This is a genomic window from Propionibacterium cyclohexanicum (genome assembly GCF_900111365.1).
Classification (GTDB): Bacteria; Actinomycetota; Actinomycetes; order Propionibacteriales; family Propionibacteriaceae; genus Propionibacterium; species Propionibacterium cyclohexanicum.
On record NZ_FOGZ01000019.1, the window covers coordinates 1 to 13,098 of the forward strand.

A 13,098-nucleotide genomic window follows, 5' to 3' on the forward strand; every position below is an offset into this window, starting at 1 on the left:
CCTCGGCTTCCGCAACCTCACCAACTACATCGCCCGCAGCCTGCTCGAGACCGGCGGCTTCAGACCCCACCTACACCCTCATCTGTGAAGAGCCGTCAACGGCGTCGAGAGCGACCTGTCCCCGTCGCCGGCCGCGACCGTGCGCAGCAGGTACTTGTACCCGTCGCCCGCGCTCATCACGCGCATCGAAACCGTCAACCGACCCACCGCCTCCGCTCACCGGGCAGGTGAGCGGAGGCGGTCTGTCGCATCCGACGCGAGACAACGAATCTCGCGGTGCCCTCGATCTGCAAGACGCGTGGTGGCTCTGAGGCAAGGCCGGAACGACGGCTCGGGAGGGGCCGGGTCGGTTGGTGCGAGGCCGGGTGCGGAGGCGGGCGAGCACCTGGCAGGTGACCAGCCCGGTCAGGAGGCGTAGCGGTACCGGCCGGGGATCGAGAGCCTGCCGGAGTCCTCATGCGCGAACCGAACGACGAGAACGACGATCGCCCGCTGCGGGTCGGGTCACTGTTCTCCGGCTACGGCGGACTCGACCTCGCCGTCGAGGAAGTCTTTAGCGCCCGCACGATCTGGTTCTCGGAGATCAACGAGCCCGTCGCCCGCGTCTTCGCCCACCACTGGCCCGCCGCCCCCAACCTCGGAGACATCACCGCCATCGACTGGAACACCGTCGAACCTGTCGACGTGATCTGCGGCGGCTTCCCGTGCCAGGACGTCTCCACGGTCGGGAAGATGGCCGGCCTGAAACACGGCACCCGCTCCGGCCTCTGGGCGCACATGGCGACCGCCGTCGAGGCGCTGCAACCCGAGTGGGTCGTCATCGAGAACGTCCGGGGGCTGCTTTCGGCAACCGCGATCCGCGCGACGACGGAAGGAGACGACGATGAGCAACGCAACCCCGAGACCGCACCCCCCGAGGACGCAACCCTTCGCGGTTTGGAACCCGACCCGTGGGGTCTGGGAGACCAGCCAGCCCGACCTCTACGGGCACTTGGCGCCGTACTCGGAGACCTGGCCGACCTCCGGTACGACGCACGATGGGTCGGCCTACCCGCTTCCGCCATCGGCGCACCGCATCCCCGATTCCGCATTTTCATCCTCGCGCGACGCGCTGTTCCGCACTCCACTTGCCTCGGACTCCGCCAGGGGTGGCGAGACGTTGGTACAGGTGAAGGCCCGTCGCGGCACGATCGCGCTCAGCCATCAGGTGATCGACCTCGTGACCCGGCGCGGACGCCAGCCCCCACCGGAGGCGACGTTCGCGTTGATCGAGGAGTTCTTCGACGCTGGGGACGCTACGCCGCCGCCATCGCCCGATGGGAACACATCACCGGACGACCCGCCCCGGAACCAGCCATCCTGACCGAGAAGCTCGGCCCGCGCCCCGCCCCTGCCTTTGTCGAGTGGCTCATGGGACTGGATGAGGGATGGGTTACAGAGTCCGGTCTCGGGCTTACGTCGACTCAGCAGCTTGCCGCGCTCGGCAACGGTGTTCTTCCTCGCCAGGCAGTAGCGGCGATCCGATCCATCGGTTGGTAGCTTCCGTGCGGGATCTGACAACGGCCTCATGGACATCCACATACCCGGCCTCGACGGCCTCGAAGCGACCCGGCGGCTCCTGGACGCAGACGCCCCCGATGCCGACGGCGACGTGCCACGCATCGTCATCCTCACCACTTTCGACCTGGACAGATACGTGTACGCGGCCCTCCAGGCCGGAGCCAGCGGCTTCCTCCTCAAGGACGTCTCGGCCGACCACCTCATCGCCGCGGTTCGCACGGTGCAGGCCGGAGACGCGCTCCTGGCACCCACGATCACCCGGCGCCTGGTCGAGCGGTTCGCGCGACCTCGGGCGACCGCAACCCCGACGCTGCGGCCCTCGGCCTTCTCGCTTCCCGGGGAGAACGAGGTCCTCGGCCACGTGGCGCGCGGAATGAGCAACGCCGAAATCGCCGAAGCCCTCATCGTCGGCGAGACGACGGTCAAGTCCCACGTCGCCAACCTGCTCGGCAAACTCGGGTTGCGGAACCGGGCCCAGACCGTGGTGCTCGCCTGTGAGACCGGGCTCGTCCGGGCAGGTGATCCACCGACCCTCTGACTCACATGCCTTGTCCTCGCCTCGTCGCCGTGTCGATAGGCGATGCTGCGAGCGAAGCCCAATGCCGACATCTTCGGCCGCGCCTTCGTCATCGCGGACCCGGACGGGAACCTCATCCGCGTCTCGCCGTTTGACTCACAGGCGAGCGGGCGACCGCGACCCCCGCCAGTGGCTCTCGATCAGGTCGCGCGGCCCGATCTGATGCCGGTCAGGAGCAGGTCGAGCCCCGTCGCGAACTGCTCACGGTCGTCGTGCTCGCGCAGGTCGGGCGCCGCCGTGCGGAGGAACGGGTAGGCATCCGGATCGAGCTGCGCCCAACGTTGCGACTGCTCGGTGAGCCACTCGTCCTGTGTCTTGCCCTGAGCGGCGATCTGCGCGTTGCGGGACATCTGAGCCGCCACGCCGAGCACGTACGTGAAGATCGCGGTCGCGACGTAGAACTGCCGGTCGGCAGGGACACCGAACGAGCGCAGCAGACCGCCGATGCGGTCGAGCGCCCGGAGCCTGCTGGACAGGCCGGGGCTGTGGGGCAGGTGCGCACCGATCCACGGATGCCGATCCAGAGTGTCGAACAGGGACAGCGCAAGGTCGCGGATGGCGTCGAGCTCATCGCCGGCCCCGGCCGGGATGTCGGACTCGGCGAGGACCGCATCGCAGGCCAGGTCGAGGAGCTCCTGGCGGTTCGCCACGTGCCAGTGGATCGCGCCCGAGCCACTGTGCAGGCGCTCGGCGAGCGTTCGGAAGGTGAGTCCCGGCGAGCCCGCCTCGTCCAGGATCGCGATCGCGGCCGCCACGACGGCATCTCGGGTCAGCGAGTTGTCCTTGGGGCGGCGGCCGGCGGTGCGCGGCGAGGTCATGCATCCATCTTGACACGAATGGAACAGTAATCCAATATGAGGTTATGGAACAGCAATCCAATCCTTCCCACGCCCCCGCCACAGGTGCCAGCGGCTCTGGCCGTCCGCAGTCGCTCCGTGCCGCGTGGCCGGCGCTCACGGGCTTGGCCGCTGTGTTCCTCATCGAGATGCTGGACACCTCCGTGCTGAACGTCGCCCTACCGACGATCGCCAAGGACCTGTCCGCCTCGGCGTCCGAGCTGCAGTGGGCCAGCGGCGCCTACGCGCTCGTGTTCGGCGGGCTGATGCTCGCCTTCGGCACGATCGCCGACCGGTTCGGCCGCCGCCGGATGATGCTCGTCGGGCTCGCCCTGTTCGGGTTGGCGAGCCTTTCGATTCTGCTGGTCACCCATCCGCTCGGCTTGGTCGCCGTTCGGGTCGCGATCGGGGTCGCGGCGGCGATGACCGCACCGGGGTCGATGGCGCTGTCGTTCCGGCTGTTCGACGACGACGCGCTGCGGGTGCGGGCCACCGCCCTCATCTCCACTGTGGGGCTTGTCGGCCTCGCGATCGGGCCGACAGTCGGTGGCCTGCTCCTCGCCGTCGCCCCCTGGCAGGTGCTGCTGCTGCTCAACGTTCCCATCGCGATCCTCGCGTTCGGCGGAGTCCGCTTCGGCATCCGCGCCGACCGGCCCGATGAGCTGCACCGGGTTCCCGTCGACATCGTGGGCGCGCTGCTGGGCACCGCGACGATCGTGCTCGCCCTGCTCGCCCCGACGCTGTTCATCGACCTCGGCGGGCACAACCCGTGGCCCTGGGTCGCCGCCGGTGCCGCCGTGGCCGGACTCATAGGCTTCGTCCTTCGCCAGCGGCTGGCTGCACATCCGCTCATCGACCTCGCCCTGTTCCGCCGCCCCTCGGTCGCCACTGGACTGACCTACCAGGCCGCCCTCGGCCTCGCGACGGCTGGCCTCGGCTACACCGTCACCCTCCAACTCCAGCTCGCCTGGGGCTGGCCGCCCGCGCTCGCCGCGCTCGGCACTCTCCCGCAGGTGCTGACCATGATCGCCATCGCCCCCCTCGTCGAGCGGATCGTCAAGAAGGTCGGCATGGACAAGGCCGGCCTCTATGGCTCCTCCGCCGTCGTGGCCGGCCTCCTTGTCTACGCACTGCTCGGCCGCTACTCCTACGCACTCATCGCGCTCGCGCTCGTGCTCGTCGCCGCCGGCATGCGGATCACCATGATCACCGCGACCATCAACGTGATGCGTGGCCTTCCGCCCGAGCGCACGTCGATCGGCGCGGCCCTCAACGACACCGCGCAGGAGGTCGCGGCCGGCATCGGCATCGCGGTAGTCGGGCTCGTCATCGCCGCATCCATCGCCGGCGCCCTCACCGGTGCGGCCTGGACCCCGACCGAGACCGCCGCATTCGAGAACTCCGTCACCCTCGGCGTCCTCATCCTCACCGCCGTCGCTGTCGCCCTCCTCGCTACCGCCCTCATCCGCACCGCCCGCACGCGCACCCCGAACCCCGCGCCGTCGAAGTGAGCAAAGGGGATGCTGAGCACGACCGAGGTCCGCGACTGCCTGCGAGCGCACGGCTCGCCGGCAGCTGGCCGGGTCCAACTGGCCAACTTCGGCGGCAATCGAGCGGATGCAGCAGACCTCGGCAACTGCCCGATCGGGGTGCAGGCTCGCTCCACGGGCCGATGAGGTGGCTAGGCGATGTCGGCGCCCGCCGCTCAGGCTGCGAAACAGTCGAGGGACGCCGGGGCCACCTTCGTGCCGGTCATGGCGCGCACGTGCGTTCATCACGAACCAACCGCACCGGTAGCCCACGACTGCGTGAAGCTGATCTTTGTCCGCTCGGGTTCCGGGATCGTGTTCAGTGAGTTCGGGCAGCGATCCGTAGCTCTTGGCGATGTGGTGATCCTCGGCGCCAGCACCTTGTGCGGTCACGAGCCGCACGAGCATCTCACCGTCACGACGATCTACCTTGACCCGGACTACATGATCGACCAGGTGTTCTGGCAACACTCGGCCGTCCTGTCCGACCGTTTCCACGCGCAGCAGTTCGCGGAGACCGTCTACAGCGAGCCGGCCCAGGTGGCGAGCCTAGGAAAGGAACGAGCAGGCATGCTTATGCCCTGGCTGGATGAGATGGTCTCGCTCACCCTTGACGGCCCCGCACCGGAACGGTTCTACCGGATGCAGGCTCTCCTTTGCGCCGTTCTCGATGTCCTCATCCCGTACATCAAGACGACACCCGCACGGATGTCAGCGAGCCAACGTGCCCGGATCATCCCCGCCGCGCCACGGCTACGGCAGTTCCTGCCGCTTCGCGCGGAAGCCGCCCAGGCTCGCACGCTCCTGCATGAGTCTCCTGAGCAGCTGTGGACACTCGCAGCGCTGGCCGCGGAGGTCCATCTCTCACCCAAGCAGCTTTCACGGGTGTTCGTCGAGGCATATGGAAAGACACCGCTGGCGTATCTGACCATGATCCGCGTCGAACGCATGGCGCACTTGCTGCGTGACAGCGACCTGAACGTCACCGCGGCAGGCAGAGCGGTCGGCTGGGCCAGCCGCAGTCGCGCAGCCGAAGCCTTTCGTCAATGCGTCGGGGTCACCCCGCAGGAGTACCGAACCAGCACCCGCGTGGCCAGGTGACCGGGATCGGGACATCCCTGTAAGCGATAACGACACCATCGCCACCTCCCCTCCCCATGGCTGGATCGGGCTGGTAATCCGGTAGGGACTCGTCGGGTTCATCGGAGCCTGACGGTCGCCACTCTCCGTTCCGTCCGTCCTGGTTTCCTGATCCTCCCGGCGTACCTCATGGTCGCAAGGGCCACCGGCGCACGCCTCCGGCCCTCTCCGGGAGGAGGTCATCATGGCGACGGACGAAGAAGCCCGCGCGGCGCGGGACGCGAAGCTCGACGCCCTGCACGAGAAGCTGGCCGGTGCGGTCGAGCAGGTCGTCTCCGGTGAGGACTGGATGCGTGCGCTCGAATTCGCGGCGCGGTTCCGGGCGCGGTCGTTCGGGAACACGCTGCTGATCTGGGCTCAGCACGAGGAGGCCTATGAAGCCGGCCGTGTGTCTGAGCCGGAGCCGTCCTATGTCGCCGGGTACAGGCAATGGCAGTCCCTCGGCCGGCAGGTCGAGAAGGGTCAGCCGGGCTACATGATCTTCGCTCCGGTGACGGGGCGGTTCGCGTCGAGCAACCCGTCCGATTCGGAGTCGTGGCGGCGTCTGGATCGTTTCGAGAAGCCGAAGCCGGGCGAGGTGGTGCGCTCCCGGATGGTCGGGGCGAAGCCGGCCTACGTGTGGGATGTCTCGCAGACCAGCGGCGGCCCGGTACCGGAACGTCCGCGCCCAATTCTGCTGGACGGCGAGGCGCCGGAGGGCCTGTGGGCGGGTCTCGTCGGGCTCGTGGAGGCCGAGGGCTACTCGGTGCTGCGGGTCGAGCATGAGGGCCTGATCCGCGGCGCGAACGGCCTGACCGACTACCAGGCGCGCACCGTCGCGGTGCGGGCGAACATGGACCCGGCCGCGCAGGCCAAGACCCTCGCGCACGAGCTCGCACATGTGAAGCTGCACGGCCCCGGCAACGAGGACGGTGTGCGGCATCGCGGGATCGCGGAGGTCGAGGCCGAGTCGGTGGCGCTGATGATCGGCGCCGCGCACGGCATGGACACCAGCTCGTACACGATCCCCTACGTTTCGGGCTGGGCCGGCACGGTCAAGGACAAGTCCCCGGCCGAGGTCGTGCAGGCCACCGGGGAGCGGGTGCGGCGCGCGGCCGGCGCGATCCTCGACGCGCTGCCGACCGTCCAGCTCGGCGGCGGCGATCCTCCGGGACTCGACCGCGAGGCCCAGGCGACCGAGAGCGGCCGACGCCACGAGGCGCCTGCGCCGGAGCAGTCGCGCCCGGCGCGGACGGCCGAGCTGGCGAGGAGCCTGTGATGGACCCGGCCGCGTTGTTCGCCTCGGTCACCGGGATGGCCCTGCCTCGGGCGGCCGGGGTGCTGGCCGCATCCGGGCTGCCGGTGTTCCCGTGCGTGCCCGGCGGCAAGCGCCCGCTCACCTCGCATGGCTTCCAGGAGGCCAGCAACGATCTGTCGCGGGTCGCGGCGTGGTGGCGGCGCTGGCCGGGCGCGAACATCGGGGTGCCGACCGGGCGGGCCTCGGGGCTGGAGGTCGTCGACGTCGACCGGAAGGCGTCGGGCAGCGGGTTCCCAGCGTTGCACCGCGCGCGCGGCGCGGGCCTGATCGCGGGATGGCAGGCGGTGGTGCGCACGCCGTCTGGCGGCGCGCACCTCTACTTCCCCGCCGACCCATCCCGGCCGCAGCCGTCCTGGCAGGCCGCCGGTCCGCACATCGACTTCCGCGGCGAGAGCGGCTACGTCATCGTGCCGCCCTCGCACGTCGGTACCGGCGAGTCCCGAGCGGGCTACGTCGTGGCCGGTGGCCCCGACCGGGGCATCGCCGCAGTGGACGCGGCACGGCTGCGGGACTTCCTCGACCCGCGCCCCGAACCCTCGATGACGCGGGCTCGGGGCGTGATCCGCGACGGGGACGCCGAGCGATTGGCCGCGTGGGTGGCGCTGCGCGGGGAGGGCGAGCGCAACCGCGGCCTGTTCTGGGCCGCATGCCGTCTCGCGGAGGCCGGCGTCGACCCCACGGTGACGATGGATGCGCTGGGTCCGGCGGCCGAGCACGCGGGCCTGCCGCCGCGGGAGGTCGCCGTGACGATCCGCTCCGCTTACCGCGCCGCGCTCGCTACACCGCGCGCGGGCGCCGCGTACGGGCAGGGCGAGGCGCCGCGGCGCGGGCGGCGGGTCGAGAGCCAGGTGCTCTCGTGATCCCCGGCACGCCGGCGAGCGGGCGGCTCGCGATGGTCACCGCCGTCGCCGGGACGGTGCTGATCGCCGCCGGCGCGTTCTGGCTGTCCTTCACCGCGCTCGCGGACCTCGCCCGGCGGTCCGGGGTGAACGCCGGGCAGGCATGGGCGTGGCCGGTGATCGTGGATGGGCTGATCGTGGTCGCCACGGTCGCCGTCGTCGCCCTGGCCGGCCAGCGAACGGCCTGGTATCCGTGGGGGCTGCTCGCCGGCGGGGCGCTCATCTCGGTCACCGCGAACGCGCTGCACGCGGTCGTCGCCGCTGATGCCGACATGCCCGGCGTGCTCGCCGCGTGCGTGGCCGCGGTTCCACCTCTCGTGCTGCTCGCCTCGACGCACCTGACGGTCGTGCTCGTCCGCTCTCAGCACAGCACGCCGGTCGCAGAGCTCGCACTGGAGCCCGCCGATTCGGCGGTGTCGGATGCGGCTGAGGCACGGGACCCGATGGGACGGCGCGGGGTCGCGGCGCGCCTTCGGGTGGAGGGTTGGTCGAACAAGCAGATCGCCCGGCACCTCGGCGTTGCCCCGTCCACTGTGGGCCGGTGGTTCGCCCATCCGGCCCTCGCTGCGGGAGCACCTGCCTTGCAGGAGACCGCAGAGGAGCTGAGCGAATGAACGACACCGAGCACACCGTCCCGCGCGGGCACGACGACGAGCCAGCCCGCACCCGCACACGTGAGGCGGAGCCGGGCGAGGCATCGGACCTGGCCCGACACCGCGACCCGTCCCTGACGAAGCAGGCAGCGACGACGACCGAAGTCGCGGCGAAGAAAAAGGCGCGTCCCGGCGTCGAGTGGGTGCGCCCCTCAGAGTTGCTGGTCTCTCGCGGTGGACGGATCGCGGGCCGGGGCATCAACTTCCAGGCCGAGCTCGCCCGCCGTGCCCGCCGGCTGCCCGGCCAGACCTACCGGGCGACCCGCTCCGGGGTGCAGTCGATGAGCGAGCGGGCGCGGAAGCTGCCGCCGGCATCGGCGTTCGGCCGCGGCGCCGGGGAGCGGTTCTCGTGGGTGTCGCGCTCCGGGGTCGGGCTGGGCTGAGGTAGCCATGAGCACCCCCGGCACCACGACGACAACGGTTGCTGGGGGCCGTGTGCGCACCTGCCGTTCAGGAGGTGCCGTGATGCCGACACGACTGGACGGCCGCGAGTCTCGGGCGAGGTTCGAGGACCCGGAGGGGCTGCGCGCCCTGCTCGACCGTCTGCACGCGGCCGGGCGTGGTTCGTGGCGGGATGACCCGGAGGCCGCGGCGCTGATGCGGCATGCGGCCGAGAAGTACGCGGCACTTGCCCGCCGGCACGGGCTGGACCCGTGGGAGGCGGCCGCTGCGGCGTTCGACGCGATGCGCTCCGCCTCGGTGCGCCGGGCCGAGGACCCGTGGGCGATGGTGACCCGCGCGGTGCAGGTGACCTGCATCGCCGAGGAGCGAGCCAACGGCCTGCTGTGCTCGGTGCATCAGGCCCGCAGGCCCCGCTACTCGGTGTTCCATGACGCGGAGCGGTTCAGCGACCGGGAGAACCTGCTGACCGACTACCACCCCGCCTTCCGCGTCGAGGACCCCGAGCCCGACGACGAGGGCGAGCCGGGTGCCGGGCCGGAGCCGTCGACCAGCGCGGCGACGGCGGTGGAGGACGCGATCGCGTTGCTGGCCCTGCTCGGCTGGGAGCCTGGCATCGCGCGCGCCGGGGTGGAGTTCGTCGCCTCCCGGCTGGCCGAAGCCGCATCTCGATCCTCAGCGTTCGAGGTGCTGCGCCGCGACCGGCACGCCCGCGCCCTGCTCGATCTCCCCGGTGCGTCGTGGACGACGCTGCTGCGGACCCTCCTCGGCTCGCCGGACACCGCGCTCGCGCACACCAACGCCGGGCGCGGGGTGCTGCTGCGCCTGTTGATCGGCGAGCCGCTGCGTGCCCTCCTGCTCGATGACGAGCTGGTGCGGGCGGTGAGTCTCGCCGCCCCGCGCCGACCCCGCGGGGGTGAGCAGGGATGAGCGCGCCTGCCGGGTACATCGAGTTGGAGCGGACCGTCGACTCGATCACGGTCGGGCGACGCCACCGTGAGGACCTGGGCGACCTTGACCCGCTGGTCGCCTCGATCCGCCGCGACGGCCTGCTCCAGCCGATCACGATCACCCCGGACGGGCACCTGATCTGCGGTGCCCGGCGTCTGGCGGCGATCAAGCGGCTGGGCTGGAAGACGGTGAACGTGTGGGTGCGGTCGGGCATCTCCGACCGGCTCGGGCAGCTCCTGGCGGAGCAGGACGACAACCTGCTTCACAAGCCGCTCACCCAGTTGGAGGCCGCCGCCCTCTACCGGGAGCTGAAGGAATTGCTCGCGGAGGACGCCGCACGCCGGCAGGAGGCGACCCGGTTCCGGGCCGTCGGCGAGGGCGGAGAGGACGGTGGTGCCAACTTGGCACCACCGCAGAACCCGGCGGGCAAGACCCGCGCGCAGGCGGCGCAGATGGTCACCGGCCGTAACTCCTACACGACCCTGGAACGCATCGGCCGGCTCCAGGACCTCGCCGCCGATCAGACTCAGTCCGAGCGGGTGCGTCAGCGCGCCGCCGAGGAGCTGGCGCTGATCCAGGCCGGCGGCGGCGTGTTCGCCTCGCACCAGCGGATCAACGCCGAGCTGTCGCTGGCCGAGCTCGACCAGCTTGCCGCCGACGCCGCTCAGCCCGCCGGCGTGCGCGAGCAGGCATGGGCGGAGGCTGCCGCGATCCGCGACGCCGCGCAGGCGGGGAAGGCCGCGGAGCTGGAGCGCCTGGCGGATGCGGCCCTCGCCCGCGTCAAGGCGAGCAAGGGCCGGGGCAAGGCGAAGCGGCCGGCGCTCACGGCGGTTGTGCCGGGCGAGCCGGTGCCGTTCCCGCTGCGGGTGTTCGTCCTGACTTGGGACGAGCTCGACGGGTGGTGGTCGCACTACGACCCGGCTGAGGTCGGCCCGGCGCTGACGGCCGAGCAGTGGGCACGGTTCGAGGCGACCGTGACCGGCACCGTCGCCTTCGCGGACGCGGCACGCATCGCACGCAAGGACGAGACCGAACGCACCGCCTGATCGGACCTCCGGGCGGCGGGGCGCACCTGCCTTGCGACAACGCTTCGTCCGCACTCCCGGAGGCACCAATGGATCAGCCCGCCGAGCCCCGCCGTCACCGCCGCCTGCTCATCGCCGCCATCGCCGGTGGCCTCGCCCTGCTGGTCGCGGTCGGCGTCGGCATCTACGGGCTCGTCCGCGGCCCCGGCGACACCCGCCCGGACCCGGCGCGGTCCGGCACCGTCGCCACGAGTCCGGCCGCGCCGTCGAGCACGCCGGCAGGGCCGGCACGGCTGCCGGCGACCGGGGATGCGGAGGCGTTCGCCCGTGCGGTCGCCGAGGCGCTGTTCACCTGGGACACCCTCTCCGGCGCAGCCCCGGCCGATTACGCGCAGGTGCTCGCGGATGTGGCCGACACCTCGGAGGCTGGCGCGCTCGCCTCCGACGTGCGCGCCTACCTCCCGACCGCGGAGGCGTGGGCGCAGCTCACGACCTATCAGACCCGCCAGTGGCTCACCATCGACACCGCGGCCGTGCCCGAGGCGTGGACGACCGCCGAGGCGCAGGCCGCACCCGGCCAGCTCCCGCAAGGGGCGGCCGCCTACACGATCACCGGGACCCGGCACCGCTCCGGCATCTGGGGCACGGAGCCGGTGGAGGCGTCCCGGCCGGTGTCGTTCACGGTGTTCCTTGTCTGCGCGCCGCCGGCGCCGGAGTTCCGCGTCGGCCTGTGCCGCCTGCTGCGGCTCTCCGAGCTCGACAACCCGCTGCGCTGAACGGCGGCCCCACGGTGATGAAGAAGCTGATCGCGATCGCGGTCGCCCTGACCTTCCTCGGCCCGTCCACGGCGCTGCTCGGCGTCGGGGTGCTGATGAACCCGGCCGCGACCGCGACCTGCGTCTCGTCGTCGCTGATCGTCGGCCCGGTGCCCGACTCGCTGACCGCGACCACGAGGAACGGCGAGACGGTCACGCTGAACAGAACCCAGCTCACCCACGCCGCCACGATCATCACGGTCGGCGCCCAGACGGCCGGCGTCGGCCGGCCCGGCGTCGTCATCGCGCTCATGGCCGCGCTCACCGAATCCTCGCTGCGAATGCTCGCCAACACGAGCGCCTACCCCGAGTCTGCCGGCTACCCGAACGACGGCAACGGCGGCGATCACGACAGCCTCGGGCTGTTCCAGATGCGCCCCGCAAGCGGGTGGGGCACCGTCGCGGAGCTCATGGACCCGACCTACCAGGCCCGCGCCTTCTTCGGCGGCGAGTCCGGCCCGAACTACCCGAGCCCGCGCGGCCTGCTCGATATCCCCGGCTGGCAGGGCATGGACCCCGGCGCCGCGGCGCAGGCCGTCGAGGTGAGCGCCTACCCGGACAGGTATCAGAACTACCAGCCCGTCGCCGAGGCGATCCTGACCGCCCTCACCCGGCCCGCCGCCTCCGGAGGCGGCGGAAGCGACACGGTCATGCCCGAGACGACGCGCCTCGTGTTCCCGCTCCCCGAGGGGAGCTGGGTGCGGACCAGCCCGTTCGGGTGGCGGAACGACCCGATCACCGGCGAGCGGCGCTTCCACTCCGGCAGCGACTTCGCCGCCCCGGACGGAACCCCCATCTACGCCGTCGCTGACGGCGTGGTCGTGCGCGCCGGATACACCGACTCCGGCGGCGGGGTCATCGTCATCGAGCACACCGTCCAGGGCCAGCGCGTCGCCTCCTATTACATCCACATGTGGCAGGACGGCATCTACGTCTCCGAAGGCGAGACCGTCACCGCCGGCCAGCACATCGGCGATGTCGGCTCCTCGGGGCACTCGACCGGGCCTCATCTGCATCTGGAGATCCATCCCGGCGGGTACGGCGCCGAGGCCGTCGACGCCGACGCCTGGCTCACCGAGCACGGCGCCGAGGGCATCACCGCAGGCGACGCCGCCCCAGCCGCTTGCACGGCGGGAGGGCTGCGCTGATGGACGTGTTCCCCGACTTCGGCGGCGTCGGCGGCGCGACCGACCTGCGCTCCATCGTCGGCGCGCTGCTCATGTTCGTCCTAGTCACCGCCGTCCTCATGCTCATCGTCTGCGCGATCGTGTGGGCCGTCGCCTCCGCCCACGGCAACTACCACGCCGCCACGAGAGCCCGCACCGGCCTGTGGGTCGCGGTCGGTGCCGCCGCCCTGGCCGGCGCCGGGGTCGCGTGGCTCAACTTCCTGCTCGACGTCGGCACGCGCCTGTAGGAG

The 13,098-nt window shown here is 71.4% G+C and carries 14 protein-coding genes and 1 pseudogene; 14 read left to right on the forward strand and 1 reads right to left on the reverse strand.

Annotation, left to right across the window (positions count from 1 at the left end):
- Window positions 1-456 precede the first annotated feature (456 nt).
- From BMX93_RS09155 to BMX93_RS13560, 3 genes and pseudogenes are all read left to right on the forward strand, one after another.
- Window positions 457-1,539 carry a DNA cytosine methyltransferase gene (locus tag BMX93_RS09155; protein ID WP_091970317.1) on the forward strand — a complete coding sequence of 361 codons (1,083 nt, stop codon included), beginning with the start codon at window positions 457-459 and terminating at the stop codon, window positions 1,537-1,539.
- Window positions 1,540-1,567: 28 nt separating this feature from the next.
- Entirely contained in the window at window positions 1,568-2,098 is a 531-nt protein-coding gene (locus tag BMX93_RS09160) for a LuxR C-terminal-related transcriptional regulator (protein ID WP_091970319.1), read from the forward strand.
- Between the two features lie 54 nt (window positions 2,099-2,152).
- Window positions 2,153-2,233, forward strand: a pseudogene (locus BMX93_RS13560) (VOC family protein); the annotation flags it as partial.
- 44 nt (window positions 2,234-2,277) lie between these two features.
- Here the strand turns inward: BMX93_RS13560 and BMX93_RS09165 are convergent.
- A complete protein-coding gene (locus BMX93_RS09165; RefSeq protein WP_091970321.1) occupies window positions 2,278-2,955 on the reverse strand; it encodes a TetR/AcrR family transcriptional regulator C-terminal domain-containing protein in 678 nt (225 codons plus the stop codon).
- Window positions 2,956-2,999: 44 nt separating this feature from the next.
- On the opposite strand from BMX93_RS09165, the gene BMX93_RS09170 reads away from it, so the two are divergent.
- The 11 genes from BMX93_RS09170 to BMX93_RS09220 all read left to right on the forward strand — a co-directional run bounded on the left by BMX93_RS09170 (window position 3,000) and on the right by BMX93_RS09220 (window position 13,095).
- Entirely contained in the window at window positions 3,000-4,484 is a 1,485-nt protein-coding gene (locus BMX93_RS09170; RefSeq protein ID WP_091970323.1) for an MFS transporter, read from the forward strand.
- Window positions 4,485-4,781: 297 nt separating this feature from the next.
- Window positions 4,782-5,603 carry a helix-turn-helix domain-containing protein gene (locus BMX93_RS09175; protein ID WP_245725813.1) on the forward strand — a complete coding sequence of 274 codons (822 nt, stop codon included), beginning with the start codon at window positions 4,782-4,784 and terminating at the stop codon, window positions 5,601-5,603.
- A gap of 223 nt (window positions 5,604-5,826) precedes the next feature.
- Complete coding sequence (locus BMX93_RS09180; protein WP_091970327.1) at window positions 5,827-6,900, forward strand: ArdC-like ssDNA-binding domain-containing protein; 1,074 nt, start codon at window positions 5,827-5,829, stop codon at window positions 6,898-6,900.
- Window positions 6,900-7,799 carry a bifunctional DNA primase/polymerase gene (locus BMX93_RS09185; protein WP_091970330.1) on the forward strand — a complete coding sequence of 300 codons (900 nt, stop codon included), beginning with the start codon at window positions 6,900-6,902 and terminating at the stop codon, window positions 7,797-7,799. The genes BMX93_RS09180 and BMX93_RS09185 overlap by 1 nt, the downstream gene beginning before the upstream one ends.
- Window positions 7,796-8,452, forward strand: a complete 657-nt coding sequence (locus tag BMX93_RS09190; protein ID WP_245725814.1) for a DUF2637 domain-containing protein — start codon at window positions 7,796-7,798, stop codon at window positions 8,450-8,452. Before BMX93_RS09185 ends, BMX93_RS09190 begins: the two co-directional genes overlap by 4 nt.
- A complete protein-coding gene (locus tag BMX93_RS09195) occupies window positions 8,449-8,874 on the forward strand; it encodes a hypothetical protein (RefSeq protein ID WP_091970332.1) in 426 nt (141 codons plus the stop codon). Before BMX93_RS09190 ends, BMX93_RS09195 begins: the two co-directional genes overlap by 4 nt.
- 82 nt (window positions 8,875-8,956) lie before the next feature.
- Window positions 8,957-9,820: a hypothetical protein gene (locus BMX93_RS09200; protein ID WP_091970334.1), complete on the forward strand. Its 864-nt coding sequence runs from the start codon at window positions 8,957-8,959 to the stop codon at window positions 9,818-9,820.
- Complete coding sequence (locus tag BMX93_RS09205; RefSeq protein WP_091970336.1) at window positions 9,817-10,887, forward strand: ParB/RepB/Spo0J family partition protein; 1,071 nt, start codon at window positions 9,817-9,819, stop codon at window positions 10,885-10,887. The genes BMX93_RS09200 and BMX93_RS09205 overlap by 4 nt, the downstream gene beginning before the upstream one ends.
- A gap of 68 nt (window positions 10,888-10,955) precedes the next feature.
- Window positions 10,956-11,642 carry a hypothetical protein gene (locus tag BMX93_RS09210; RefSeq protein ID WP_091970340.1) on the forward strand — a complete coding sequence of 229 codons (687 nt, stop codon included), beginning with the start codon at window positions 10,956-10,958 and terminating at the stop codon, window positions 11,640-11,642.
- Window positions 11,643-11,659: 17 nt separating this feature from the next.
- Complete coding sequence (locus tag BMX93_RS09215) at window positions 11,660-12,829, forward strand: M23 family metallopeptidase (RefSeq protein ID WP_091970342.1); 1,170 nt, start codon at window positions 11,660-11,662, stop codon at window positions 12,827-12,829.
- Complete coding sequence (locus BMX93_RS09220) at window positions 12,829-13,095, forward strand: DUF6112 family protein (RefSeq protein ID WP_091970344.1); 267 nt, start codon at window positions 12,829-12,831, stop codon at window positions 13,093-13,095. The genes BMX93_RS09215 and BMX93_RS09220 overlap by 1 nt, the downstream gene beginning before the upstream one ends.
- Window positions 13,096-13,098 lie beyond the last annotated feature (3 nt).